General features: G+C 70.2%; 22 protein-coding genes and 1 tRNA gene. 18 read left to right on the top strand and 5 right to left on the bottom strand.

From position 1 onward, the window contains the following. Nucleotides 1-51: 51 nt before the first annotated feature. Together ASD30_RS08240 and ASD30_RS08245 are read left to right on the top strand one after the other, a co-directional pair. A complete protein-coding gene (locus ASD30_RS08240; RefSeq protein ID WP_056679855.1) occupies nucleotides 52-1416 on the top strand; it encodes a sensor histidine kinase in 1365 nt (454 codons plus the stop codon). Further along, nucleotides 1407-2042, top strand: coding sequence for a response regulator (locus ASD30_RS08245; RefSeq protein ID WP_056679861.1), 636 nt, complete (start codon nucleotides 1407-1409; stop codon nucleotides 2040-2042). The genes ASD30_RS08240 and ASD30_RS08245 overlap by 10 nt, the downstream gene beginning before the upstream one ends. A gap of 28 nt (nucleotides 2043-2070) precedes the next feature. Here the strand turns inward: ASD30_RS08245 and ASD30_RS08250 are convergent, their stop codons facing one another. After that, nucleotides 2071-2349 carry a hypothetical protein gene (locus ASD30_RS08250; RefSeq protein ID WP_156393551.1) on the bottom strand — a complete coding sequence of 93 codons (279 nt, stop codon included), beginning with the start codon at nucleotides 2347-2349 and terminating at the stop codon, nucleotides 2071-2073. Nucleotides 2350-2471: 122 nt separating this feature from the next. On the opposite strand from ASD30_RS08250, the gene ASD30_RS08255 reads away from it, so the two are divergent. Next, nucleotides 2472-2972, top strand: a complete 501-nt coding sequence (locus tag ASD30_RS08255; RefSeq protein WP_056679867.1) for a SigE family RNA polymerase sigma factor — start codon at nucleotides 2472-2474, stop codon at nucleotides 2970-2972. Beyond that, nucleotides 2965-3612 carry a hypothetical protein gene (locus tag ASD30_RS08260; RefSeq protein ID WP_056679869.1) on the top strand — a complete coding sequence of 216 codons (648 nt, stop codon included), beginning with the start codon at nucleotides 2965-2967 and terminating at the stop codon, nucleotides 3610-3612. Before ASD30_RS08255 ends, ASD30_RS08260 begins: the two co-directional genes overlap by 8 nt. A gap of 4 nt (nucleotides 3613-3616) precedes the next feature. On the opposite strand, the gene ASD30_RS08265 is transcribed toward ASD30_RS08260, so the two are convergent. After that, nucleotides 3617-5935, bottom strand: a complete 2319-nt coding sequence (locus ASD30_RS08265) for a DEAD/DEAH box helicase (protein WP_235532539.1) — start codon at nucleotides 5933-5935, stop codon at nucleotides 3617-3619. A 146-nt stretch (nucleotides 5936-6081) separates the two neighbouring features. On the opposite strand from ASD30_RS08265, the gene ASD30_RS08270 reads away from it, so the two are divergent. From ASD30_RS08270 to ASD30_RS08305, 8 genes are all read left to right on the top strand, one after another. Continuing rightward, on the top strand, nucleotides 6082-6417 hold the full coding sequence (locus ASD30_RS08270; RefSeq protein ID WP_056679872.1) for an STAS domain-containing protein: 336 nt from the start codon (nucleotides 6082-6084) through the stop codon (nucleotides 6415-6417). Nucleotides 6418-6558: 141 nt separating this feature from the next. Continuing rightward, a complete protein-coding gene (locus ASD30_RS08275; RefSeq protein ID WP_056679875.1) occupies nucleotides 6559-8868 on the top strand; it encodes a sodium-translocating pyrophosphatase in 2310 nt (769 codons plus the stop codon). A gap of 94 nt (nucleotides 8869-8962) precedes the next feature. Next, nucleotides 8963-10444, top strand: coding sequence for a DUF7059 domain-containing protein (locus ASD30_RS08280; protein WP_056679878.1), 1482 nt, complete (start codon nucleotides 8963-8965; stop codon nucleotides 10442-10444). Nucleotides 10445-10510: 66 nt separating this feature from the next. Then, entirely contained in the window at nucleotides 10511-11587 is a 1077-nt protein-coding gene (locus tag ASD30_RS08285) for a DUF2510 domain-containing protein (RefSeq protein ID WP_162250926.1), read from the top strand. A 114-nt stretch (nucleotides 11588-11701) separates the two neighbouring features. Continuing rightward, nucleotides 11702-14428 (top strand): type I DNA topoisomerase, encoded by a 2727-nt coding sequence (gene topA / locus ASD30_RS08290; RefSeq protein ID WP_056679884.1) that lies wholly within the window; start codon nucleotides 11702-11704, stop codon nucleotides 14426-14428. Nucleotides 14429-14464: 36 nt separating this feature from the next. Then, entirely contained in the window at nucleotides 14465-15115 is a 651-nt protein-coding gene (gene tmk, locus ASD30_RS08295) for a dTMP kinase (protein ID WP_056679955.1), read from the top strand. Continuing rightward, on the top strand, nucleotides 15112-16302 hold the full coding sequence (locus ASD30_RS08300) for a DNA polymerase III subunit delta' (protein WP_056679887.1): 1191 nt from the start codon (nucleotides 15112-15114) through the stop codon (nucleotides 16300-16302). Before tmk ends, ASD30_RS08300 begins: the two co-directional genes overlap by 4 nt. 16 nt (nucleotides 16303-16318) lie before the next feature. After that, nucleotides 16319-17887 carry an alpha/beta hydrolase gene (locus ASD30_RS08305; RefSeq protein ID WP_056679890.1) on the top strand — a complete coding sequence of 523 codons (1569 nt, stop codon included), beginning with the start codon at nucleotides 16319-16321 and terminating at the stop codon, nucleotides 17885-17887. A gap of 125 nt (nucleotides 17888-18012) precedes the next feature. On the opposite strand, the gene ASD30_RS08310 is transcribed toward ASD30_RS08305, so the two are convergent. After that, a complete protein-coding gene (locus ASD30_RS08310) occupies nucleotides 18013-18930 on the bottom strand; it encodes a LysR family transcriptional regulator (RefSeq protein WP_056679892.1) in 918 nt (305 codons plus the stop codon). 117 nt (nucleotides 18931-19047) lie between these two features. Between ASD30_RS08310 and ASD30_RS08315 the strand changes: the two genes are divergently transcribed. The 3 genes from ASD30_RS08315 to ASD30_RS08325 all read left to right on the top strand — a co-directional run bounded on the left by ASD30_RS08315 (nucleotide 19048) and on the right by ASD30_RS08325 (nucleotide 20492). After that, nucleotides 19048-19254 carry a hypothetical protein gene (locus tag ASD30_RS08315; protein WP_056679895.1) on the top strand — a complete coding sequence of 69 codons (207 nt, stop codon included), beginning with the start codon at nucleotides 19048-19050 and terminating at the stop codon, nucleotides 19252-19254. A 119-nt stretch (nucleotides 19255-19373) separates the two neighbouring features. Then, nucleotides 19374-19449 (top strand) — tRNA-Thr (locus ASD30_RS08320). 71 nt (nucleotides 19450-19520) lie between these two features. Continuing rightward, nucleotides 19521-20492: a TAXI family TRAP transporter solute-binding subunit gene (locus tag ASD30_RS08325; RefSeq protein WP_056679898.1), complete on the top strand. Its 972-nt coding sequence runs from the start codon at nucleotides 19521-19523 to the stop codon at nucleotides 20490-20492. Here the strand turns inward: ASD30_RS08325 and ASD30_RS08330 are convergent. Both ASD30_RS08330 and ASD30_RS08335 read right to left on the bottom strand, forming a co-directional pair. Further along, nucleotides 20471-21847, bottom strand: coding sequence for a sensor histidine kinase (locus ASD30_RS08330; protein ID WP_056679901.1), 1377 nt, complete (start codon nucleotides 21845-21847; stop codon nucleotides 20471-20473). The genes ASD30_RS08325 and ASD30_RS08330 overlap by 22 nt on opposite strands. A 4-nt stretch (nucleotides 21848-21851) precedes the next feature. Next, nucleotides 21852-22523 (bottom strand): response regulator transcription factor, encoded by a 672-nt coding sequence (locus tag ASD30_RS08335; RefSeq protein WP_056679904.1) that lies wholly within the window; start codon nucleotides 22521-22523, stop codon nucleotides 21852-21854. A gap of 99 nt (nucleotides 22524-22622) precedes the next feature. Here ASD30_RS08335 and ASD30_RS08340 point away from each other — a divergent pair, with 99 nt between their 5' ends. From ASD30_RS08340 to ASD30_RS27450, 3 genes are all read left to right on the top strand, one after another. Then, on the top strand, nucleotides 22623-24779 hold the full coding sequence (locus ASD30_RS08340) for a TRAP transporter permease (protein ID WP_082563685.1): 2157 nt from the start codon (nucleotides 22623-22625) through the stop codon (nucleotides 24777-24779). Nucleotides 24780-24846: 67 nt separating this feature from the next. Continuing rightward, a complete protein-coding gene (locus ASD30_RS08345) occupies nucleotides 24847-25848 on the top strand; it encodes a TAXI family TRAP transporter solute-binding subunit (protein ID WP_056679907.1) in 1002 nt (333 codons plus the stop codon). Between the two features lie 96 nt (nucleotides 25849-25944). Continuing rightward, nucleotides 25945-26257, top strand: a 313-nt coding sequence (locus tag ASD30_RS27450; RefSeq protein WP_235532540.1) for an acyl-CoA dehydrogenase family protein, incomplete at its 3' end; no start/stop codon positions are given.

The raw sequence follows: 26257 nt of genomic DNA on the forward strand, positions 1-26257 counted from the left end.
GTGGTGCTGGCAGGATCGTTTCCGGACGCCCGAATTCCTAGCGTTGACGACATGAGCCACGCACTGACAGAGCACCCCGCCGAGCCCGCCGTCCCCGGCGAGGACACCACGACCTGGATCGAGCCGATCGCCACCCCGTCAGCACCCCACGACACCGCACGACGTTCGCCGTCGTGGGGGCGCCGCGTGCTGCTCGACTCGGCCTACAACGTGAGCGCCCTCGCGCTCGCCGTACCTGCCTTCGTGCTGATGGTCACCGGGCTGGCCGTCGGCGTGGCGCTGGCGGTCACCCTGTTCGGGCTCCCGGTCCTGGCCCTGACGGCGTACGTCGCCCGTGGCTTCGCCCACGTCGAGCGCCGCCGCGTGCGCACCCTGTTGTACGCCGACGCGCCGACGCCGCACTACCGCCGGGCCCGTGACGAGTCGGGCTGGCTGCGACGGGCCGTCGCGCCCCTGACCGATCCGCAGTCGTGGCTCGACATCGTCTGGTCCGTGGTCGGCTTCGCGACCTCGATCCTCGCGTTCGTCGCCACGGTGGTCTGGTGGTCCGTGACCGCCGGCGGCCTGACCTACTGGTTCTGGCAGCGCTACATCCCCTTCGACGACGAGGGCAACCAGACGCTCGCCGAGCTGCTCGGCTTCGGTGACGGGCGCCGGGCCGAGAGCGTGCTGATGCTGATCATCGGCGTCGTGGCCCTGCTGACCCTGCCGTTCGTGATGCGCCTGGTCGCGCTGGTGCAGTCCAGCCTGAGTCGTGTGATGCTCTCGAGCCGCGGCGTGCTGCAGCAGGAGATGACCAGGCTCGAGGACACCCGCCACGCCGCTCGCCTCGCCGAGGCCGGGTCGCTGCGCCGCCTCGAACGCGACATCCACGACGGTCCCCAGCAGCGCCTGGTCCGCCTCGGGATGGACCTCGGTCGGGCTCGCAAACAGCTCGACACCGACCCCGCCCTGGCCCGCACCACCATCGACACCGCCCTGAAGCAGGCGCGTGAAGCCGTGGAGGAGCTGCGATCACTCTCCCGCGGGATCGCGCCACCGATCCTCGTCGACCGCGGCCTGGCCGCTGCCCTCCAGGAGCTGGCCGGACGCGCCGCGGTGCCGGTCACGGCGGCCATCGACGACCTGGGTGAGGTGCCGCCCCACGTCGAGACCGCCGCCTACTACGTCGCCTCCGAGGCGCTGACCAACGTCGCCAAGCACAGCGGGGCCGACCACGCCCGCCTCGACGTCCGCCGCGACGGCGACCTGCTCGCGGTCGAGGTCGTCGACCACGGCGTCGGTGGTGCCGCATCGGGCAAGGGGCACGGCCTGGCCGGGCTCGAACAGCGGGTGCGTGCCGCCGACGGTGTGCTCCGGATCGACTCGCCGGCCGGCGGTCCGACCACGATCAGGGCGGAGCTTCCGTGCGCATAGTCATCGCCGACGACTCCCTGCTGCTCCGCGAGGGGCTGCAGCTGTTGCTCACCGAGGCCGGCCACGACGTGGTCTCCTCTGTGGGCGACGGTCCGTCCTTCGTCGAGGCTGCCCTGGCTGAACGCCCCGACGTGAGCATCGTCGACATCCGGATGCCGCCCTCACACACCGACGAGGGCCTCCGCGCCGCGGTCGACGTACGCCGCGCCTGGCCGGCCGCACCGGTGATGGTGCTCTCGCAGTACGTCGAGGTCTCCTACGCCGACGAGCTGATCGCCGGCGGCCAGGGCAGCATCGGCTACCTGCTCAAGGACCGGGTCAGCGACATCGACGACTTCCTCGACTCGCTCCAGCGGGTCGCCGAGGGCGGCACGGTGATGGACCCGTTGGTCATCTCCCAGCTGATGGGCCGCCGGCCGGACCCGCTCGAGTCGCTGACGCGGCGAGAGCGCGAGGTGCTCGGGCTGATGGCCGAGGGGCTCTCCAACACCTCGATCGCGGAGCGCCTCATGGTCACGCTCGGCGGGGTCGAGAAGCACACCCAGCGCATCTTCGCCAAGCTCGGCCTGCTGCCCGACGAGTCCGCACACCGGCGGGTGCTGGCCGTGCTCCGCTTCCTCCGCTGAGGTCTCGCTGAAGCCGTTGAGGTCTCGCTCAGGCCTCGCGACCCGGGTCGGCATCGGCCTGACGCTGCTCGGCGAGCTTCTCGAGCTGCTTGTGCTCGCGACGGGCCTGGATGCTGCGCTTGGTGCCCGAGGCCATCAACTTGGCGCCCAGGCCGATGAACACGACGCTGAGCGCGCCGACCACGAAGAGCGTCACCGGCGGCACGTCCATGCCGAAGTACTCGACGTTGCCGCCGTCGACGAGGAAGACGCCACCGAGGATCGCGATGACCGCGAGGGCGATGAGCAGAAGACCGAGAATCACCATGTCGGTCACGCTACTCCCCGCAACGGTGCAAACCAGATCGATGCAACCGGATCAGCGCGCCATCGCTCTTGTGTTCAGGACTCCGGACACCGTGGAGTCAACACCAACCCGGAGGGAGCACCGTGGACGAGGCGGACTTCGACGACTTCTACGCGGCGTCGTTCTCGAGGCTGGTCGGACATCTCTATGTGATGACCGGCAACTTCACCGAGGCCCAGGACTGCGTCCAGGAGGCGTTCGTCCGTGCCTGGGACCACCGACGCACGCTCCGGAACGTCGGTTCGCCCGAGGCCTGGGTGCGCACGGTCGCCTGGCGGATCGCGATCAGCCGCTTCAACCGGGCGAGACGCGGTCGCGAGCTGAACCGGCTCAACGAAGGGCACGCGCCACCCGTGGTCCCCGACGTCGAACACACGGCTTTGGTCACGGCCCTGCGCGGCATCACGGCCGACCAGCGCCGGGCGATCGTCCTCCACCACCTCTGCGACCTCTCCGTCGCGGACGTGGCCCGCGAGACCGGCGTACCGACGGGCACCGTCAAGGCACGGCTGGCCCGCGGACGCGCCGCCCTCGCCGAACTCCTCACAGACAAGTCCGACCAGACGGAGGCACACCATGGCTGACGACGAACTCGGCGCGCTGCTCACCCTCGCGCGCACCGCGCAGGACCGGGCCACACCGGTCAACCCCGGGCTGGTCCGTCGGTCGGGTGCGCAGAGGCGCCACCGGCGCACCGCGGCCATCGGCGGACTCGCCGCCGCAGTGCTGATCGGCGGTGCCGGAGCGACCGCCTGGCTGGCCTCGCCCGACGACCACGGTGGCGACAAGGACCAGGTCGTGGCGGCCGAGGCCGACGTGCTCGGACCCGACGGGTACGGCGACCTCAAGCTCGGCATGGGGCTCGACGAGGCCGAGGCGACCGGCGTGGTCGACATCGGCGGGGGCGGTCCGGGACAGACGTGTCGCACGATGTCGCTGACCGCCCACCCGCCGGCCAGGAACACGACGTCCGGCTACTACTCCGAGAAGTACGGCGTCGCGGCGGTCTTCGCGGCCGACGACATGGAGACTCCCGAGGGCATCGGCCTCGGGTCGACCCTCGACCAGGTGCGCGCCGCCTATCCGACGGTGGAGGAAGCACCCAACGGTTGGTACGTGCCGGTGGCCGGCCAGAAGGGAACGTCGTACTACTTCGGCGTGGAACAGGACGGACGCGTCGGCGAGCTGGCCGTCGAGCTCGACAGTCAGGACTGCTTCGGCTGACGGATCACCCCAGCAGCACGTCGAGCAACCGGACCGCCCCCGGCTTGTCGAGGGGGTGGTTCTGGTTGCCGCACTTGGGTGACTGGACGCACGACGGGCAGCCCTCGGTGCAGGCGCAGCTCGCGATCGCCTCGCGGGTGGCGGCCAGCCACTCGCGTGCCACCGTGAAGCCGCGCTCGGCGAAGCCCGCGCCGCCCGGGTGGCCGTCGTAGACGAAGACGGTCAGCTGGCCGGTGTCGGCGTGCAGGGCCGTGGAGACGCCGCCGATGTCCCACCGGTCGCACGTCGCGAAGAGCGGCAGCAGGCCGATGGAGGCGTGCTCGGCCGCGTGTGCCGATCCCGGCAGGTCGGCCTCGGCGAGTCCGGCGTCCTCGAGCACCGCGGCCGGGACGGTCCACCACACCGCAGCGGTGCGCAGCGTGCGCTCGGGCAGGTCGAGCGGCTCCTCCGAGATCACCTCGCCACTGGGGACGCGCCGCTTCAGGAACGAGACCACCTGGTGGGAGACGTCGACCTCACCGAACGACATGCGACAGCGCCCCCACGGCTCGTGGCGCCGCTCCTGGGCGATGCGGACGTCGGTGGTCTCGCGGGCCGACGTGGAGTACGACGGGTCGGCGCGGTCCATCATCGCGACGTTGTCCTCGACGTCGAGCGAGGAGACCAGCCACGTCTCTCCTAGGTGCACGTAGACGGCGCCGGCGTGGGCGGTGCCGTGGGCCGACCCCGCATCGACGGTGCCGATCACGCGACCCGTTGAGCCCTCGATGAGCTGCACGGGCGACCCGCCGGCCGAGCGGATGTCGGCGAAGTCGCTGGCCCGCCGCCGGTCGGTCCAGAACCAGTCCCGGCCGCGCCGGCGCAGGAGGCCGGCCTCGGTCAGCGCGTCGACCGCTTCGCGCGCCGTCTCGCCGAACAGCCCGAGCTCGTCCGGCGAGAGCGGCAACTCCTCGGCGGCGGCCAGCAGGTGCGGGCCCAGGATGTAGTGGTTCGACGGGTCGAAGACGCACGCCTCGACCGGACGACCGATCAGGGCCTCGGGGTGGGTGACCAGGTAGGTGTCGAGCGGGTCGTCGCGCGCCACGAGGATGCCGAGCGCGTCCTGGCCCTCACGTCCGGCGCGGCCGACCTGCTGCCAGAGGGCGGCCCGGGTGCCCGGGAAACCGGCGAGCAGCACGGCGTCGAGTCCGCTCACGTCGATGCCGAGCTCGAGGGCGTTGGTGGCAGCCAGCCCGACCAGGTCGCCGGAGCGGAGCCGCTGCTCGAGGGCGCGGCGCTCCTCGGGCAGGTAGCCCCCGCGGTACGGCGCCACCCGGCCGGCCAGCTCGGGGGCGACCTCGCCGAGCGATTCGGCGGCGATGGCCGCGACGGACTCCGCGCCACGGCGGGAGCGCACGAACGCGAGCGTGCGCACTCCCGCGACGACGAGGTCGGTGAGCAGGTCGGCGACCTCGGAGGTCGCGGCCCGGCGTACGGGTGCGCCGTTCTCGCCGAGGTGGGAGACGAACGGCGGCTCCCACAGCGCCAGCGCCACCTGGCCGCGGGGCGAGGTGTCGTCGGTGACCGCGACCATCTCGTGACCGGTCAGGCGCAGGCCGAGCTCGGCGGGTGAGGCGACCGTGGCCGAGGCGAGCACGAACGTCGGGGACGCGCCGTAGAGCGCGCACACCCGGCGCAGCCGGCGCAGCACGTGGGAGACGTGGGCGCCGAAGACCCCGCGGTAGTGGTGGCACTCGTCGATGACCACGTAACGCAGGGACCGCCAGAACCTGGCCCAGCGGGCGTGCCCGGGCAGCATCGAGCGGTGCAGCATGTCGGGGTTGGTGAGGAGGTACTCGCCGTGGTCGCGGGCCCAGTCGCGCTGCTCGCGGGAGCTGTCGCCGTCGTGCGTGGCCGCCCGGACGTCGAGTCCCAGCGCATGCAGGGAGGCCAGCTGGTCCTGGGCCAGCGCCTTGGTCGGGGCGACGTACAGCGCGGTCGCGCCCCGCTCGCCGCGCGGCCCGCGCTGCTCCAGGCAGGCCGTGAGGGCAGGCGCCTGGTAGACCAGCGACTTGCCGGACGCGGTGCCGGTGGCCACCACCACGTGTCGCCCGGAGTGCGCCGCCTCGGCGCCCTCGACCTGGTGCTGCCACGGGCGTACGACGCCCCGAGCGGTGAACGCCTCGCGCACCGGCGCGGCCACCCACGCCGGCCATTCGGCGTACGTCGGGGCGCGCGGGGGCAGCACCTCGACATGACGGAGCCGGTCGGCGCGGGACGGGGTCGCCACGGCGTCGATCAGGCCCCGCACCTCAGGCCGTGAGGGAGGGTGGAGTGGGGGCACGGGACCAGTGTGGCAAGGGCCTCCGACAGCCCGGATTCGCGCCACCACATGCGCGAGGCGGATGTGCATGGTTTGATATGGCGAGAAGTGTCGGGGCAACTGGGGGCTCCGGCGCGCAATGGCCAGCCGGCCCTCGGAGGAGAGACGTGGACCTGACGCTTGTGACACGCGAGGTCGATGGCGCGACCATCGTCGCGGTCGAGGGCGAGATCGATGTCTACACCGCTCCCAAGTTGCGCGACAAGATCACCGAGCTCGTCGCCGACGGGTCCTACCACCTGATCATCGACATGGAGGGCGTCGAGTTCCTCGACTCCACCGGTCTCGGTGTCCTGGTCGGCGGCCTCAAGAAGGTGCGCGCCCACGACGGGTCGCTCCAGCTGGTGTGCAACCAGGACCGCCTCCTGAAGATCTTCCGGATCACCGGCCTGGCGAAGGTGTTCGCGATCCACGCGTCGGCCGACGCCGCCACCTCGGCCTGACCTTTCGTCCCTTCCCACCGGTTCGTCCCGGTGTTTTCGCGCGCCCTCACGACGAATGTGGCGGGGGTCACATGCAGGTCCCGGCGTCATGCGTAGACTCCGGGCCACTCGTGTTACCCGCGTCACACTCAAAGGAGAGCCATGCCCGGGATCTACCCCGCTGCTGTGGATGTCTCCGGAGGCAACCTCGTCCTGGTGATCGTGGTCGGAGCCATTGCGCTTGTCGCACTTGGCCTGGCCGCGATGTTCCGGGCCGAGGTGTTGGCCGCCGGTGAAGGCACCGACAACATGAAGCGGATCGCTCAGGCCGTCCAGGAAGGCGCCAACGCCTACCTCACCCGCCAGTTCCGCACCCTCGGCATCTTTGCCGTGGTTGCGTTCTTCTTCCTCCTCGCCCTGCCAGCAGATGACACTGCGGTCAGGATCGGGCGCTCGATCTTCTTCCTGGTCGGTGCCGGATTCTCTGCCGCGGTCGGTTATCTCGGCATGTCGCTGGCGGTGAAGGCGAACCTCCGGGTGGCCGCCGCCGCGGAGGAGACCGGTCGAGAACCGGCGATGAAGATCGGCTTCCGCACCGGCGCGACGGTGGGCATGCTGACCGTCGGGCTCGGCCTCCTCGGTGCCAGCGTCGTCGTCCTCCTCTACAAGGACGAGGCGCCCCACGTGCTCGAGGGCTTCGGCTTCGGCGCCGCCCTGCTCGCGATGTTCATGCGAGTCGGTGGCGGCATCTTCACCAAGGCCGCCGACGTCGGTGCCGACCTGGTCGGCAAGGTCGAGCAGGGCATCCCCGAGGACGACCCCCGCAATGCCGCCACGATCGCCGACAACGTCGGCGACAACGTGGGCGACTGTGCGGGCATGGCCGCCGACCTCTTCGAGTCGTACGCCGTGACGCTGGTCGCCGCGCTGATCCTCGGCTCCCAGGCCTTCGGTGACAAGGGCCTGGTCTACCCGCTGCTGATTCCCGCCATCGGGGCCCTGACCGCCGTACTCGGTGTCTACCTGTGCAAGCCCAAGGTCGGTGAGAACGGCCTCAAGACGATCAACCGGGCCTTCTACATCTCCGCGGCCGTCGGCGCGCTCGGCTCCGTGATCCTCTCGTACGCCTACCTGCCCGGCGACTTCGCCGACTTCAAGAACGCCACCGGCCTCGACATGGCCGACGCGTCCGGCGACCCGCGTCTGATCGCCTCGGCCGCGGTCGTCATCGGCATCGTGATGGCGGCCGGCATCCTCGCGCTGACCGGCTACTACACCGGCACCGAGCACCGTCCGGTGAAGGACGTCGGCAAGACGTCGCTGACCGGCGCCGCGACCGTGATCCTGTCGGGTCTCTCCGTCGGGTTCGAGTCGGCGGTCTACACCACGCTGGTCATCGGCGCCGCAGTGTTCGGGGCGTTCCTGCTCGGTGGCGCCACCGTCACGGTGTCCCTGTTCGCGGTGGCGCTCGCCGGTTGTGGCCTTCTCACCACCGTCGGCGTGATCGTGGCGATGGACACCTTCGGTCCGGTCTCCGACAACGCCCAGGGCATCGCCGAGATGTCCGGTGACGTCAGCGAGGAGGGCGCGCAGATCCTCACCGAGCTCGACGCCGTCGGCAACACCACGAAGGCGATCACCAAGGGCATCGCGATCGCCACGGCGGTGCTCGCGGCAACGGCGCTGTTCGGCTCCTACTCGACGTCGGTCGCAGAGGCCGTCGACGACGCGGGCGACCTGACCAAGGGTGACGAGACCCTGCTGAACTTCCTCGTCTACAACCCCGGCGTCCTGGTCGGTGTCCTGCTCGGTGCAGCGGTCGTCTTCCTGTTCTCCGGCCTGGCCATCAACGCCGTCGGCCGGGCCGCCGGTGCGGTGGTCTACGAGGTGCGCCGCCAGTTCCGCGAGATCCCCGGGATCATGGAGGGCACCGGACGTCCGGAGTACGGCAAGGTCGTCGACATCGTCACCAAGGACTCGCTGCGTGAGCTGGTGACACCCGGACTCCTCGCGGTCCTGGCGCCGATCGCGGTCGGCTTCGGACTCGGTGCGGCCTCGTTGGCCGGCTTCCTGGCCGGAGCGATCGGCACCGGAACCCTGATGGCGGTCTTCCTGGCCAACGCCGGTGGGGCCTGGGACAACGCCAAGAAGCTCGTCGAGGACGGCAACCACGGTGGCAAGGGTTCCCCTGCCCACGAGGCGACGATCATCGGCGACACCGTCGGTGACCCGTTCAAGGACACTGCCGGCCCGGCGATCAACCCGCTGATCAAGGTGATGAACCTGGTCTCGCTGCTGATCGCCAGTGCCGTCGTCTCGATGAGCGTCGGCGAGGATCAGAACGACGCATTGCGGATCACCATCGCCCTGGTGGCCGTGGCGATCATCGCGGTCGCTGTCTACATCGCCAAGCGGCGTCCGATCGCGATCGGCGACGACGCCACGGCGTCGGAGGTCTCCGCCAGCGCCTGACCTCATCACCCATCGACCCGTCGCCAGTTCGTGGAGAACTGGCGACGGGTCGCTCGTTTCCGCCACGGTCGGAGCCACGAACTAGGCTCGGCGCGTGCCTTCCTCGAACCCTCCCGCCTCCGACCTGCCGACCCGACTGCGTACGGCGCTCGCCGCGGCGGACTACACCTACGACGGTGTCGCCGACCTGCTCGGGCCCACGGCCCACGGCGCACTGTCCCGCAACGAGACCGTGCCGGGCCTGCAGCGCACCCGAGGTGGCACACCCCTCGAGACCCTGACCCGGCTGTTCCTCCTGCAGACCCCGGTGTCGCTGGCCGATGCCGAGAAGGCACTGCCCGGCTTGGTCGACCGGATGGCGGTCGAGGGCCTCCTCGAGCAGAGCGTCAGCGAGGTGGCGGCTCGCCTCGACGTACGCCCGTACGCCGACGAGGAGCGCGACCTCTGGGTGGTCAGCGACCTGACCCCCGGCCTGGACGGCACACCGAACAAGGTCGGCGCCGACCACGTGCTCGGGATCAGCTCGGCCTCCACGTCCCTTGCCCAGTTGACGATTCGCGAGCCCGTGGGCAGCGCACTCGACCTCGGCACCGGCTGCGGCGTCCAGGCCCTGCATCTCGCCGGGCACGCCGAACGCGTGGTCGCCACCGACGTCAACCAACGTGCGCTGTGGATGACCCGCCTCAACGCCGAGCTCAATGAGGTCGCGAGCCGGGTCGACGTCCGCGAGGGGTCGTTCTTCGAGCCGGTCCGTGGCGAGCAGTTCGACCTGATCTCCACCAACCCGCCGTTCGTGATCTCGCCGGCGACGGGGGAGCGGCTGGTCTACCGCGACTCCGGGCTCCCCGGCGACCGCGTCGTCGAGGACATCGTCCGGGCCGCGCCGGCGCACCTGACCACCGGTGGGTGGTGCCAGGTGCTGGCCAACTGGGTGATCGCCGACGACCGTTCCTGGGACGAGCGACTGGCCGAGTGGGTCACCGACTGCGACGCGTGGGTCGTGCAGCGCGAGGTGGTCGACCCGGCGACGTACGTCGAGCTGTGGCTCAAGGACGCCGGCCTCCAGGGGTCGCCCGACTACGTCCGCCGCTACGACACCTGGCTGGGCTGGTTCGACGAACAGGGCATCGAGGCCGTCGGGTTCGGCTGGATCAACCTTCGCCGCACCGACAGTGCTCCCACCGTGCGACTCGAGGAGTGGCCCTACGACGTGGAGCAGCCGATCGCGCCCACGGTCCACGACTGGGGCGTCGCCGTCGACCGGCTGGCCGGCCTCGACGACGAGGCACTGCTCGCCGCGCGGCTCGTCGTACGCACGGACGTGCAGCAGGAGACCGTCGGTGCCCCGGGTGCGGAGGACCCGCACACGGTGGTGCTCCGCCAGCAGCGCGGCCTGCGCCGGGCCCGGCAGGCCGACACCCTGGTGGCCGCGCTGGTCGGCGCCTGCGACGGCGAGCTCACCGTCGGGCAGATCATCGACGCACTGTCGGTGCTGCTCGAGGTCGACGCGGAGGAGGCCCGTGCGGCGCACCTGCCGACCGTCCGCGAGCTCGTCGCCGAGGGCTTCCTGGCGTAAGCGCTCCGAGCGCCGGCCCGACGTCGGCCGGACGAGAGGTCCGGCTTCGTCGTCTACTCTGTGGGCGTGTCCCAGCCCGCTTGGTATCCCGACCCCTCCGGCCAGCCGAATTCCTACCGTTACTGGAACGGCCAGTCGTGGAGCGCGGAGACCACCTCCAACCCGTACGCCGACCCGCCGCCCAGCGCGCAGGGTCAGGCTCCGGGCGCGCCACAGCAGCCCCAGTCGTCGGCACAGCAGCCGCAGCAGCAGTGGTCGCCGCAGGGGCAGCAGTCCCAGGGGTGGCCCGGCCAGGAGCCGACGTCGGGTCAGCAGTGGTCGCCGATGCCCAGCGCCAGCGGGGGCAACGGCGGTGGCGGCAAGGGCAAGCTCTGGGTGCTGATCGGCGGTGTGCTGGCCGTGCTGATCCTGATCGGCGGCGGCATCGCCGCGGTGCTGACGCTCGGTGACGACGACTCCGATGACAAGAAGGCCTCCGACGACTCGTCGCAGACCGACGATCCCACCGACGAGCCGACCACCGACCAGACCGACGAGCCGACCGACGGGCCCACGGACACCGAGACGTCCGGCGCCCCCGTCCTGGAGACCTGCCCGACCGCCGGGCCGGCCGCCAAGGGCGTGTCGAAGCCCGGTCAGGTCAGCGGCGGCGGCATCTCGTTCCCGCTGACCAACGGCTACAGCGATGGCGCCGACGCCGACCAGAACGAGGACGCGTTCGACTTCCTGAGCGCTCCCAACGGGCAGATGAAGGTCATCGAGAAGACCAAGGACTCCGGCTGGATCTCGATGGTCGTGGTCGGCAGCGTGAAGAGGTCTGACGGCTACACCGACGTGCAACAGGCCGCCGAGAGCATCGCCGGCTGCATGGCCAGGTCCACGCGGCTCTACCGCAACGTGACCGACATCCGTCCGGGCGCCTCCGAGGCGCTCGACGTGGGTGGCCACGACGCCTGGCGGGTCGACACCGAGATCGAGATCAACGAGCCCAAGGTCAAGGCGACCGGTGACACGGCGGTCGTGGTGGCGGTCGACACCGGCGACCCGGAGACCTTCGCGATCTTCGCGGGAGTGGTCCCGATCGGTGACACCCAGCTCCTCGAGCAGCTCAACGCCGCAGTGGCCGGCATCACCGTGGACTGACCACCCGTTGGCCGGTCCGGGTCGGCCCGATTGCTGCACGCGCTACCGTAAGCCGCCGAGAGCCCTGTTCGATTCCCGACGGAGCTCTGCTTCGAGAAGGAGACAACGAGTTCAGTGGCACACAAGTTGGTGATCGTCGAGTCCCCCGCCAAGGCCCGCACCATTGCGGGTTACCTCGGCGCGGGATACGTCGTCGAGTCGTCGATCGGCCACATCCGTGACCTTCCGAACAACGCGGCCGACACCCCGGCGAAGATCAAGGACAAGCCGTGGGGCCGCCTGGCGGTCGACGTCGAGCACGACTTCACGCCCTACTACGTCGTCCCGCGTGACAAGAAGAGCCACATCACCAAGCTCAAGGGCTTGCTGAAGGACGCCGACGAGCTCTTCCTCGCCACCGATGAGGACCGCGAGGGCGAGGCCATCGCGTGGCACCTCCTCGACGAGCTGAAGCCGAAGAACATCCCGGTCAAGCGGATGGTCTTCCACGAGATCACCAAGGCCGCGATCCTGGCCGCCGTCGAGAACCCCCGCGAGATCGCGATGGACCTCGTCGAGGCCCAGGAGACCCGCCGCATCCTCGACCGCCTCTACGGCTACGAGGTCTCGCCGGTCCTGTGGCGCAAGGTGATGAGCGGTCTCTCCGCCGGCCGCGTGCAGTCGGTGGCCACCCGCCTCGTGGTGGACCGCGAGAAGGAGCGGATGGCCTTCCGCTCCGCGTCCTACTGGGACATCGACGGCTCCTTCGACGCCGGCGCCGGTCTCGACCCGCGCATCTTCCCGGGCAAGCTGCACTCCATCGACGGTTCGCGGGTCGCCCGCGGCTCCGACTTCGGCGACGACGGCCAGCTCAAGGCGTCCAGTGCCAGCAAGTCCGTCGTACACCTCGACCGCGCCCGTGCCGAGGCCCTGGTCTCGGGTCTCCAGGACACGACGTACGACGTCCGTTCGGTCGAGTCCAAGCCCTACAAGCGGTCGCCGTACGCCCCGTTCCGCACGACCACGCTCCAGCAGGAGGCCAGCCGCAAGCTCGGCATGAGCGCCTCCGGCACCATGTCGGTGGCGCAGCGCCTCTACGAGAACGGCTTCATCACCTACATGCGTACCGACTCCACGACGCTGTCGGGGTCGGCGATCGGTGCCGCCCGCGACCAGGTCCGCGAGCTGTACGGCGCCGAGTACCTCCCCGACAAGCCGCGGGTCTATGCCTCGAAGGTCAAGAACGCCCAGGAGGCGCACGAGGCGATCCGTCCCGCCGGCGAGAGCTTCCGTACCCCGGCGCAGACCGGCCTGACCGGTGAGCAGTTCCGGCTCTACGAGCTGATCTGGATGCGCACAGTCGCCTCCCAGATGAAGGACGCCGTCGGCAACTCGGTCTCGATCCGCTACGGCGGGGCCGCCACCTCGGGCGAGGACGTCGTGTTCTCCTCGAGCGGCCGAGTGATCACCTTCCACGGCTTCCTCAAGGCGTACGTCGAGGGCACCGACGACAAGGCCGCCGCACGTGACGACCAGGAGACCCGCCTGCCGCTGCTCGTGGAGGGCAACCGGGTCACCGCGGCGTCGCTGCAGGCCCAGGGCCACGACACGAAGCCGCCGGCCCGCTTCACCGAGGCCACGCTGATCAAGGAGCTCGAGGAGCGCGAGATCGGCCGCCCGTCGACGTACGCCTCGATCATCGGCACGATCCTGAACCGCGGCTACGTCTACAAGAAGGGCACCGCGCTGGTGCCGGCCTGGCTGGCGTTCTCCGTGGTGCGGCTGCTGACCGACCACTTCACCCGGCTGATCTCCTACGAGTTCACCGCCGGCATGGAAGACATCCTCGACGACATCGCCGGTGGCCGCCGCGACCGCAACACCGAGCTGGCCGAGTTCTACTACGGCTCCGACAAGGTCGCCGGGCTGCACCCGCTGGTCAACGGCCTCGGTGACATCGACGCCAAGGAGCTGGCGACCTTCCCGGTCGGCGGACCCGACAGCGGCATCGCGCTGCGCGTCGGCCGCTACGGCCCCTACCTCGAGGGCCCCGGCGACGACGGGGCGCCGGCCGGCAAGCGGGCCAACGTGCCCGACGACCTGCCGCCCGACGAGCTGACCATGGAGAAGGCCAAGGAGCTCCTGGCCAACCCGGCCGGCGAGGAGATCCACCTCGGCGAGCACCCCGAGACCGGCCTGACCGTGGTCGCCAAGAACGGTCGCTACGGCCCGTTCGTCACCGAGGTGCTGCCCGAGGACGCTCCGAAGAAGGCCAAGCCGCGCACCGGCTCGCTCTTCAAGTCGATGTCGCTCGACACCATCTCGCTCGACGACGCGGTCAAGCTGCTCTCACTGCCGCGGGTGGTCGGCGAGGACGCCGAGGGTGTCGAGATCACCGCGCAGAACGGTCGCTACGGTCCCTACCTGAAGAAGGGCACCGACTCCCGGTCGATCGACTCCGAGGAGAAGCTGCTCTCGATCACGCTCGACGAGGCGCTGGCGATCTACGCCCAGCCCAAGCAGCGTGGTCGCGCCGCGGCCGCCCCGCCGCTCAAGGAGCTCGGGCCCGACCCGGTCTCGGGCCAGCCCGTGGTGGTGAAGTCCGGTCGTTTCGGTGACTACGTGACCGACGGCGAGTACAACGCCACCCTGCGCAAGGACGACACCGTCGAGGCGATCACCATCGAGCGCGCGGCCGAGCTGCTGGCCGAGCGTCGCGAGAAGGGCCCGGCGAAGAAGACGGCCAAGAAGGGCGCGAAGAAGGCCCCGGCGAAGAAGACCGCCAAGACCTCCGCCAAGAAGGCTGCGGCCAAGAAGACGACGAAGAAGGCTGCGGCGAAGAAGACTGCCAAGAAGGCGTGAGGCCACCAGTGGGTGGCACCTCATAGGGTGTACGACGTGACGTCACCGGGCAGTTATTCAAGTGTGGGCGTCTTCGTCTGCTTCGAGGGTGGCGAGGGCGCCGGCAAGTCGACCCAGTCGACGCTGCTGCGGGCGTGGCTCGAGGAGCAGGGCTACGCCGTCGTCCTCACCTTCGAGCCGGGCGACACCGCGGTCGGTCGCCAGATCCGGCAGATCGTGCTCGACCCGGCGACCGGCGAGCTGTCCCACCGCACCGAGGCGCTCCTCTATGCGGCCGACAAGGCCGAACACATCGACACCGTGGTCTCGCCGGCGCTGGCCCGCGGCGAGGTCGTGATCACCGACCGCTACGTCGACTCCGCACTGGCCTACCAGGGCGCCGGCCGTGACCTGGTCGTCGACGAGGTCGAGCAGGTCAATCGTTGGGCCACCCACGACCTGCGTCCGCACCTCACCGTCGTGCTCGACCTCGAGCCGCAGCACGGGCTCGGCCGTTTCACCGAGCGCGACCGCATCGAGGGCGAGACCGACGACTTCCACCAGCGGGTGCGCGGGGCGTTCCTGCGGATGGCCGAGGCCAACCCCGATCACTACCTCGTGTGTGACGCCCGGCTGCCGATCGACGCGATCGCCAAGGCGGTGCGCGAACGCGTCGAGCCGATGCTGGGCCAGGCGGCACGCCGATGACCAGCACGACACAACCCGCGACGCGGCCCGGCGACGTCTGGAGCAGCCTGGTCGGGCAGCGGCCGGTGATCTCCGCGCTGCGCACGGCCGCCGGGGGCCACGGCATGAGCCAGGCGTTCCTCTTCACCGGCCCTCCAGGCTCCGGGCGCTCCAACGCCGCGATCGCCTTCGCCGCGGCCCTGCAGTGCGAGAGCGACGCCGGCCCGGGGTGCGGGGTGTGCCACTCCTGCCACACGGTGCTGGCCGGCTCCCACGCCGACGTCTCGGTGATCCGCACCGAGCGCCTCTCCATCGGCGTCGACGAGGTGCGTGACCTGGTCCGCCGCTCGGCACTCGCCCCGGTCGGCCGGCGTTGGCAGATCCTGATCGTCGAAGACGCAGACCGGCTCACCGAGCAGGCCTGCAACGCCCTGCTCAAGGCCATCGAGGAGCCGACCGACCGCACCGTCTGGATGCTCTGCGCGCCCACCGTCGACGACGTGCTGCCGACGATCCGCTCGCGGTGCCGGCTCGTCACGCTGTCGACCCCGTCGACCGCCGACGTCGCGTCGTTCCTCGTGCGCACCCTCGGGGTCGGCGAGGCCAAGGCGTCGTACGCCGCACGCGCCAGCCAGGGCCACATCGGGCGGGCCCGAGCGCTGGCCACCGACGAGGCCACCCTCAACCGGCGACGCGACGTCGTGTCGATGCCGGTGACCCTCACCTCGCTCGGTTCCGCGATGACCGCGGCCACCAACCTGCACGAGGTGGCCAAGGAGGAGGCCGAGGCGATCACCGCCGAGCTCGACGTGCGTGAGAAGTCCGACCTCGACACGACGTACGGCGTGGTCGACCGCGGCCGACGACCGCGCGAGTACAACCCGGCCCTCTCCGCACTGGAGAAGGGGCAGAAGACCCGGGCCAAGCGCCGGGTCCTCGACGTCATCGACCGTGGGCTCATGGACCTCGTCTCGGTCTACCGCGACGCCCTCGTGATCGCCACCGGCGCCGGCACCGACCTGGTCAACGAGGAGCTGCGGCGTGACCTCGACCGACTGGTCCGGGTGACCACGCCCGAGGAGAACCTCCAGCGGATCACCGCGATCTTCACCGCCCGCGAGCAGATGCTCGAGTTCAACGTGCCGCCCGCCCTGGCGCTGGAGTCCATGATGGTCGCCCTGCGCCTGCCCGAGGGGACCCGTCCGTGACCCAGGAGAAGCCAGCGTGAAACGAATCGTCGCCATCGTCTGCCTCGCCGTCCTGGTGCTGTTCGTGGTCGGCACCACGGTGTGGAACCTCGCCCTCGACAACGAGGACGACTCGTCCGGCACGATCGGCGAACCGGCGGTCCCCGACGACGAGAACGGTTCGGTGACCGGTGGCGACCAGGCGGCTCCCGATCCCGCGCTCCAGACCTTCTACGACCAGCGGGTCGACTGGTCGGCCTGCGGTGCCCGCAAGTGCGCGACCATCAAGGTGCCGCTCGACTATGACGACCCGACCGGCGCGACGATCGACCTCAACCTGCTGATGCGCCCGGCCGACGACGACGCCGGCAAGGTCGGCTACCTGGTCGTCAACCCGGGCGGCCCCGGCGCACCCGGCACCAGCTACGCCGACCAGGCCGACTATGCGTTCGGCGACCCGGTGCGCCAGAAGTTCGACATCGTCGGCTTCGACCCGCGCGGCACGGGCAAGAGCTCGCCGGTCGACTGCCTCAGCGACGCCCAGCTCGACCGCTACATCGCCGGGGACCCCGACCCCGACACCCCCGCCGAGGTGAAGGCGTTCCGGCAGTGGAACCTGCGCATGGGCGCGGGCTGCAAGAGGCTCAGCGGTGACGTCGCGGCCCACGTCTCGACGGTCGAGGCCGCCCGTGACATGGACGTCCTGCGCGCTGCCCTCGACGAGGACAAGCTGACCTACTTCGGTGCGTCGTACGGCACGAAGCTCGGTGCGACGTACGCCGACCTGTTCCCCGACCGCTCCGGCCGGCTCGTGCTCGACGGCGCCGTCGACGTGTCGCTGAGCTCGAAGCAGGCCAGCCTCGGCCAGGCCGAGGGCTTCCAGCGGGCGCTGACGGCGTACGTCGACGACTGCGTGGACGGCGGCGACTGCTACCTCGGTGACACCCGTGCCGCGGCACTGAAGACGATCAAGGACTTCCTGGCCGGGGTCGACCGGAAGCCGATGACGGTGGGCAGCCGACAGCTCGCCATCGGCAACGCGTTCTACGGCATCGTGGCGCCGCTCTACAACGCCGACTACTGGACGCTGCTCGACAACGCCCTAGGCGACGCCCTCGACGGCGACGGCACCGGGCTCCTGCAGCTCTCCGACCTCTACTCCTCGCGCAACGCCTCGGGCGGCTACGACGACAACAGCTCCGAGGCGATCTTCGCGATCAACTGCCAGGACGACCCGTCGTTCACCCCGATCCGCAAGGTGCCCTCCACGTTCGCCGCGTTCCGCAAGGCGTCGCCGACCTTCGGCGAGGTCTTCGCCTGGGGCATGGCGGGCTGCGAGGGCTATCAGGGACCCAAGCCGGCCAAGCGTCCGCCGCTCACCGCCGCCGGTGCCGACCCGCTGCTGGTGGTCGGTACGACGCGCGACCCGGCCACGCCCTACGAGTGGGCCCAGGCGCTGGCCAAGCAGCTCGACCCGGCGATCCTGGTCAGCCGCGACGGTGACGGCCACACCGGCTACAACATGGGCAACGACTGTGTCGACGACGTGATCGAGTCCTACCTGATCGAGGGCGAGGTCCCCACCGCCGACGTGGAGTGCAAGTAGCTTCCTCGGTGTGAGGGAGTGGGGAACGAGCGCCCTTCGAGAGGGCTCGTCGCTTCGTTGGTGGATGCTGGTCGTCTCGGCGCCTTGCAACAGCCATGAGCCACCAACGAGTGTTCCCAGGCTGGTCAGATCGGCTCCGCGATCGCCTGGATCCGCGCGGTCGCCAGCTCGATCATCAGCTTCGCGGCGGGGGAGAGCGTGGCCCCCACCCGGTGCACGATCGCGATGGTGTCGACCTGACGCGGTCGCAGCGACACGAACCCGGCCTTGGGTGCCAGCCGGGGGAGCAGCGAGTCCGCCGCACCGCGCGGGATCACCGAGTCGGCCAGTCCCATGCCGACCAGCTCGACGGCGGTCTCGACGTCCTCGACCTCGATGCGGGTCTGTGGGTTCAGGCCGGTCTCGTGCATCATCCCGCGCAGCACGATCCGGGTGGAGTCGTCGGCGCGCCAGGTCGTCTCGGGCATCACCAGTGACGCCTTCGCGAGCCGCTGTGCGGTCACCGGGGTGCGCAGCCGTTCGGGATGGGCGCTGATGTAGACCAGCTCGTCGTGGGCCACCGGGGTCACGGTCATGCCCTCGCTGCTGACCTGCGGTACGGCGATCATGGCCGCCTCGATGCGACCGCGGCGGAGGTCCTCCTGGACGTCGGAGGAGTTCTGGCCGACGAGTTCGACGCGGACGCCGGGATGCCGTTCGAGCACGTCGGCGATCAGCGAGGCGCCGGCGTACAACCGGGCGGTGCCGAACATGCCGAAGCGGATCGTGCCGGTCTCGAGGGCGGTCACCGACTGCACCGCGCGCCTGGCCTCCTCGGCGGACTCGACGGTCCGCTCGGCGTGCGGACGCAGGGTCTCGGCCGCGGCCGTGGGCGTGACGCCGCGACCGACCCGGGCGAAGAGCTGCACGCCGAGCGTCTTCTCCAGCGTGCGGATCTGCTCGGAGATCGAGGGCTGGGCGTAGCCGAGGTGCTCGGCGGCCGCGGTCAGTGAGCCGCGTTCATAGACGGTGAGGAAGCAGCGCAGCTGGTGCAGGGAAAGCATAGGGACTCCCTTGAGGATCTACAGGAAAGAGAGGCTACCCCTATTGGTTGTTCTGTCGGAGAATTGGTAGTGCCAGTTTCAACCAACCGGCATCAACGAGACCTTGAGGGGGTCACCATGTTCGTCAACCACTGCACCGCATGCGACCAGAAGATGCTGATCTTCCCGAGCCAGGTCACGGGCATGGCCCAGATCGACGGCGTCACCGCAATGACCTACACCTGCTGGTGCGGCTCCGAGCAGCTCTGGCACAACGGCACCACGGGCGGACAGTCCGAGGTCGCTGCCAAGCCCGCCGCCAAGACTGCCGCCAACGCGGCCTGATCCACCGGATCCTCCCCCTCGACGACCGGCTCCGGGGCCGGTCGTCGATCTGATTTCGACGGGCGGCGCCAGTCACCGTATACTTCCCCGGGTTGTCCGGGATCCGTCCCGGACAACGCGCCGCCTTAGCTCAGTCGGTAGAGCGAATCACTCGTAATGATTAGGTCGTCAGTTCGATTCTGACAGGCGGCTCCACCACGCAACGACCTCCCTAGGGAGGTCGTTCTGCGTTTCCGCGGCACGTTCCACGCCACTAACCTCGGGTCATGCCCTCCCTCGTCGTCTCCCGCAGGCGACTGCTGGTGACCGGCCTGGTCGCGCCGGCCGCCTGGTCGTTGGCCGGGTGCCTCGGTGACGACTGGTCCGACCTCGCGGACGTCGACCTGACCCTGGCCACCGGCAACCCGGGCGGCGTGTTCATGCGGTACGGCGAGGCGCTGGCGACCGTGCTTGCCCGCCGCCTCGACGGGCTCACCGCGAGGACCATCGCGACTGATGCGTCGGTGGAGAACCTGCGCCTCGTCGCCGAGGGCGGAGCGGACCTCGGGTTCTCGCTCGGCGACACCGCCTCGGACGCCAGCAGAGGCAACGGCAGCTTCGCGGAACCACTGGACGTGCAGGCGCTGACCCGCTCCTACGACAGCTTCGTGCACCTCGTGGTCAGGGCCGACTCGCGCATCACCGCGGTGAAGCAGCTGGCCGGACGCCGCGTCGGTCTGGGTGCGCTGTCGTCGGGAACGCGGGTCACCGCCGAACGCATCCTGGGCCGCAACGGCCTCAGCCTCGACGACGTGTCGGCCTCGGGCCAGTCACTGCAGGACGACACCGCGGCCCTCGAGGCGGGTGACCTCGACGCGTTCTTCTTCGTCAGCGGGCTGCCGAACGAGGCGGTGCTCGACCTGAGTCGGCGTACGACGATCCGCCTGGTCGATCTGTCCGAGTCCGTCGACCCGATGGCCGAGACCTACGGCCCGGAGTACGTCGACGGTCTGGTGCCGGCCTCGACGTACGACCTGCCCGACGTGGTGCCGACGGTCAGCGTGAAGAACTACCTCGTCGTGTCGTCGGGCATGTCGGACGACGTGGCCTACGCCGTCTGCCGGGTGATCTTCGAGGCGCAGGACGCGATCGACCGGATCGCACCGGGTGTGCCGCAGCCGAACCTGAATGCGGCGATCTTCACCAGCCCGCTCGACCTGCACCCCGGCGCGCTGCGCTACTTCAGGGAGCGGGGCTGAGCCCCCGTCCAACGCGGCAGCATCACCTCGGCGACCAGCCCACCGCCCTCGGCCGGACCGATCGCGAAGTGGCCACCGAAGGTCTCCACGCGCGCCCGCACGATCGCCAGGCCGAGCCCGGTGCCGCCGATGTTCTGGTGCTCGCGGCCCCGGAAGAAGCGGGCACCGACCTGCGAGAGGTCATCGGCATGCAGGCCCCGACCGTGGTCGCGCACGCTGAGCACGACGTGGTCGTCGAGCGTGCGCAGCCGCACCTCGACCCGGGACCCGGCGGCGAACTTCGCGGCGTTGTCGAGCAGGGCGTCGAGGGCGACGTCGACGATGTCGGGCGTGGCCAGGGCCGTCGCGCTCACGGGCAGGTCGACCTCGAGGTGCTCGATCACCGGCGCCCACATCTCGCAGCGGTGCCGGGCCTGCGCGGCCACGTCGACCGGCTGCGCCGTCACCTGGTGGGCACCCACCTGGCTCAGGTCGAGCAGCGACTCGACGATCGAGTTGAGCCGGTCGGCCTCGTCGAGCGCCAGGTCGGCCTCGCCCTCGTCGCCGGTCGTCGCGCGCAGGTTCTCCAGGCGCAGCCGTAGGGCGGTCAACGGGTTGCCCAGCTGGTGGGAGGCGTCCGCGATCAGGTCGCGCTGTTGCTGCTGGGAGGTCTCCACGTTGTCGGCCATCTGGTTGAACGACCGTGCGAGGTGCCGCAGCTCGGGTGGCCCGGCCAGCGCCGGCACCCGGGTGGACAGGTCTCCCTCGGCCAGCTTCAGTGCCGCCTCGTCCAGGCTGCTGACCGGCCGCAGCACCCAGCGCACGAACGGCCCGACCACGCCCACGGCGGTCAGCACCAGCACGGCCAGACCGGCCAGGACCAGCAGGCCGAGCCGCACCCCGACGTCGGACCGGATGTCGTCGGTGGGCGTCACGAGGATCACCGAGCCGAGGACCTGGGCGTCGCGGCCCACCGGTGAACCGAGCACGATCGGGTTGCCCTGCCACGGCCACGCGGTCGGGGGCGGTGAGGTGCCACTGCCGGACAGTGCCTGCTCGACGGCCCGGGCGACGTCCGGGTCCCGGGCGTCGGCGCCCGGCGTCGATGCGGCGATCACCACCGAGTTGGCGTCGGTGACGACGACGGTGCCGCCGTACACGTCGGCGTAGCGTTCGAGGTCGGTCTCCAACTCGTTGAAGTGGCCGTCCTCCAACGCCCGCTCGGCAAGCACCGCGAAGCGGGTCACGTCGGTGAGGCGGCGGACGAAGACGTCCTGGGTGCGATCCTCGGCGTACGCATTGACCAGCGGCACCATCAGCGCGACCAGCAGCATGCCGAGCAGGGCGGCCGCCACCGTGACGAGTCGGCGCCTCACCCGCTCACGTCCCCTCGGCGCGAGCGGGAGCCACCCGGTAGCCGGTGCCGCGCACCGTCTCGATGAGCTCCGGCCGGCCGAGCTTCCCGCGCAGGCTCGCGACATGTACGTCGATCGTGCGGGAGGCGCCCACCCACGAGGTGTGCCAGATCGCCTCCATGATCGACTCCCGGGTGACCACGTCGCCATTGCCCTGCACCAGCAGGGCAAGCAGGTCCAGCTCCTTGGGCGCGAGCGCGACCGGCTCGTCGTCGACGTACGCCTGGCGGGCCCCGGTGTCGACCCGGATGCCGCCGAACTCCGCGCGCTCGGAGACCGTACGCCGACCGCTGCGGCGCATCACCGCCTCGATCCGCGCCATCAGCTCGGCGAGCCGGTAGGGCTTGGTGACGTAGTCGTCGACCCCGGCACGCAGTGCGGCCACGACACTGGACTCCTCGCGGCGGGCGGTGACCGCGATGATCGGCACGGGGTTCACCTCGCGGATCTGGCGGCACAGGGCGAAGCCGTCCTGGTCGGGGAGCCCCATGTCGAGCAGGATCAGGTCGGCGGCCGCATGCATCGTCATCGCCTGGGCCGCGGTCGCCGCCCGGTCGACGATCAGGTTGGCCCGTTGCAGGGCCGGTTCGAGGGCGGCGACCACTCGGTCGTCGTCCTCGACGAGAAGGATGCGCATGGGTCCTCAGGAGGGATCGGAGCGGCGTACCTCAAGGCTCTGTAAAGTCTCGCAGCCAAGTGTGGATGTGACGTGGTTCACGTCCCTACGTTACCCAGCATGCCTACCCCAACCGCCACCCCCCGCGACCGCACGGACGGCCTCGAGCTGTCCGCCGCCGACGCCGAGAAGCTGGCCGCAGAGTTCGACGAGGAGCGGCCCGGCCGACGGCTGTCGCTGCGGGTCGACCGGTTGGTCAACCTCTGGTGCTTCCTGGTCGCCCTGTTCGTGCTCAAGCAGGTGTTCTGGCCGCTGACCCTGGGCAGCCAGTACTACCTCGTGCTGTTCCTGGCCACCACACTCCCGCTGGCCTTCGTCTGCTACCGGTTCCGGGCCTCACGACACGACCCGATCGAGGCGCTCAACGCCACCGAGCGCAACGACAACCCGGGCATCGTCGACTGGGCCCTGGCGTTGGTCACCCTGGTGGTCGGGCTCTACCCGGTGCTGCCGATCGCGCAGACGTCGTACGGGTTCGGTGGCTACGAAGGCTTCCTCGACCGGCAGGGATCACTGCTCGACCTCGACATCGCGGCCGGCCTGCTGCTCATGGTGCTGGTCCTCGAGGCCACGCGCCGCACCACCGGCCTGGTCCTGCCCGCCGTCTGCCTGGTCTTCTTCGCCTACGCCTACTACGGCGGCTACCTGCCGATCCACTGGACCATCTCGCACATGGGCCTGAACATCGACCAGATCGTCAACGCCCTCTACAACGAGGCGAGCGGATTCTTCGGGGTGCCGCTCGACGTCGCCGCGACGTACATCGTGCTGTTCACGATCTACGGCGCCGTCCTCGAGCGGATGGGCGCCGGCCGGTTCTTCGTCGAGTTCGCGTTCTCGCTCTTCCGCAAGTCCTCCACCGCGCCGGGGCGCACCGTGGCCACCTCGGGCTTCCTGCTCGGCACCGTCTCCGGCTCCGGTACGGCGACCGCGGTCACCCTCGGCTCGTTCGCCTGGCCGATCCTCAAGCGGGCCGGCTACCCCAAGGAGTCCGCCGGCGGCATGCTGGCCGCCTCCGGAATCGGCGCGATCCTCTCGCCGCCGACCATGGGTGCTGCCGCGTTCATCATCGCGGAGTATCTCAGCGTCTCCTACATCACCGTGCTCGGCTGGGCGATCGTGCCCACCCTGCTCTACTACGTCGGCATCTTCATCGCCGTCGAGATCGACGCCCGGCGCTTCGGCGCGAAGCGGGTCGAGCTCGCGATCGGCAGCCCCTGGCAGCTGCTGGCCCGCTCCGGCTACCACTTCCTCAGCCTGGGCGTGATCATCTTCTTCCTCGCCATCGACGTGCCGCCGTTCAAGGCCGTCGTCTACGCCACGCTGGTGGCCGCGGCCTTCGGCCTGGCCGAGGCGTTCCTCTCCCGCCGCCCGGTGGTCAGCGGGTTCAGTGAGACCGACGAGGGCCCCGGTGAGCGGATGGAGCTGAAGGCCTCGCTGGTCAACTTCGTCTCCCGCCTGTACGGCGCCCTGGCCGGCGGCATCCGCTCCGGACTGCCGGTGATCGCCGTCTGCGCGGCGGCAGGTGTCATCACCTCCACCATCGCCAAGACCGGTCTCGGCCAGGTCCTGGCCGACTTCCTGGTGCAGGCGGCCGAGGCGATCGCGCCGAACCACGCCGTGCTGATCCTGCTGTCGGCGATCTTCTCCGCCATCGCGATCCTGATCCTGGGCCTGGCCGTGCCGGTCACCGCGTCGTTCATCCTCAGCTGGGTGGTCATCGGCCCGGCCCTGATCTCGCTGGGGGTCGGCGCCCCCGAGGTGGCGATGTTCATCTTCTACTACGCCGTGCTCTCGGAGGTCTCCCCGCCGACGGCGCTGGCCGCGGTCGCCTCCGCCGCCATCACCGGCGGCAAGGTGATCCCGACGATGATGCAGGCCTGCAAGTACACCCTGCCGGCCTTCCTGGCACCGCTCGCGTTCGTGGTCACCGACAACGGGTCGCTGCTGCTCGGCCGGGGGAGCCTGGCCGGCGTCGTCGGTGCCACGGTGGTCTGCTGCCTCGCCGTCGCCGGGCTCGCCGTCGCCACCACTGGGTGGATGTTCGGCCCCACCCGCCTGGTCGAACGGCTCCTGTGCCTCGCCGCCGCGCTGCTGCTGCTCTACCTCGAGCCGCTCTCGATGATCGCCGGCGGCGTCGTGCTGGCCGTCGCCGTACTGCTCCACCTGGCGGTGCGTGGGCGCGACCGCACCGCAGAGCCCGCCCCACAGTCCTGAGCATCCCCATTCCCGCCCACGCGTCACCTTCCCTCCGTCCCACCCCATCAGAGAAACGGTCACTCCCATGAAGAAGCAGAAGAAGCTCGCCCTCCTCACCGCCGGCATCGCCACCGCCGCCCTGACCCTGGCCGCATGCGGTGGTCAACAGGCCGGGGACGAAGCCGGCAGCGGAGCCGACGAGTCCAGCTGTGACGCCGGCGAAGGGCGCCTCAGCATCGCCACCGGCAACTCCACGGGCGTCTACTTCGTGGTCGGCGGCGGCCTCGCCAAGCTGATCAACGACGAGACCGACGTGCAGGCCACCTCCGCGGAGACCGGGGCGTCGGTGCAGAACATCCAGCAGCTGGTCGAGGGCGACTACGACGTGGCGTTCTCGCTGGCCGACACCGCTGCCGACGCGGTCAACGGCGAAGGTGACTTCGACTCGGCCGAAGACGTGTCGACGATCGGTCGCATCTACTCCAACTACACCCAGATCGTGGTGCGCACGGACTCCGGCATCGACTCGGTGGCCGACTTCAAGGGCAAGCGGATCTCGACAGGCTCGCCGCAGTCCGGCACCGAGGTGATCGCCAACAAGCTGATCGAGGCCGCCGGGTTGAAGACCAGCGACGTCAAGGCCCAGCGCCTCGACCTGACCAAGACCATCGACGGCATGAAGGACGGCAGCATCGACGGCCTCGTGTGGTCCGGTGGCATCCCGACCCCGGCGCTGACCGACCTGGTCACCTCGGTCGGTGACGACGTGAAGTTCCTCGACGCCACACCGCTGCTGCCGAAGCTGAAGAAGATCAACCAGGTCTACGAGGCCGGCACCGTGCCCGCCGCCACCTACGAGCTCGACAAGGACGTCCCGTCGATCGTGGTGCCCAACCTGCTGATGGTCCGCAACGACATGCGCGACAACCTGGCCTGCGCGCTGACCACCCTGGTCTTCGGCGAGACCGACAAGCTGGTCGACGTCCACCCGGCGGCCAAGGAGATCGCGTTGGAGAACGGTGAGAAGAGCGACCCCGTGCCGGTGCACCCCGGTTCCGAGCGCGCCTTCGCCGACCTCGCGAAGTAGCGCCCGGCCCGACCGTTCCGCATGACCCCCCCACCGATCCCGCCCAGGAGAGACCCCGTGAACGACCACCCCACCACCGCCGTGTCGAAGGCATCCATGACGCCGCTCCAGTTCTTCGACACCGACGCGTTGCTCTCGGAGGAGGATGTCGCGATCCGCGACACGGTGCGCAAGTACGTCGAGTCGAAGGTGAAGCCGCAGCTGGCTGGTTGGTATGAGTCGGCGTCGATTCCGGCCCGTGAGCTGGCCAAGGAGCTCGGGTCGTTGGGTGTGTTGGGAATGCATCTGGAGGGTTATGGGTGTGCGGGTACCAGTGCGACGGCGTACGGGTTGGCCTGCATGGAGCTGGAGGCCGGTGACTCGGGGTTGCGGTCGTTGGTGTCGGTGCAGGGGTCGTTGGCGATGTTCG

The organism is Nocardioides sp. Root140, from assembly GCF_001426745.1.
In the GTDB taxonomy this organism is placed as follows: Bacteria; Actinomycetota; Actinomycetes; order Propionibacteriales; family Nocardioidaceae; genus Nocardioides.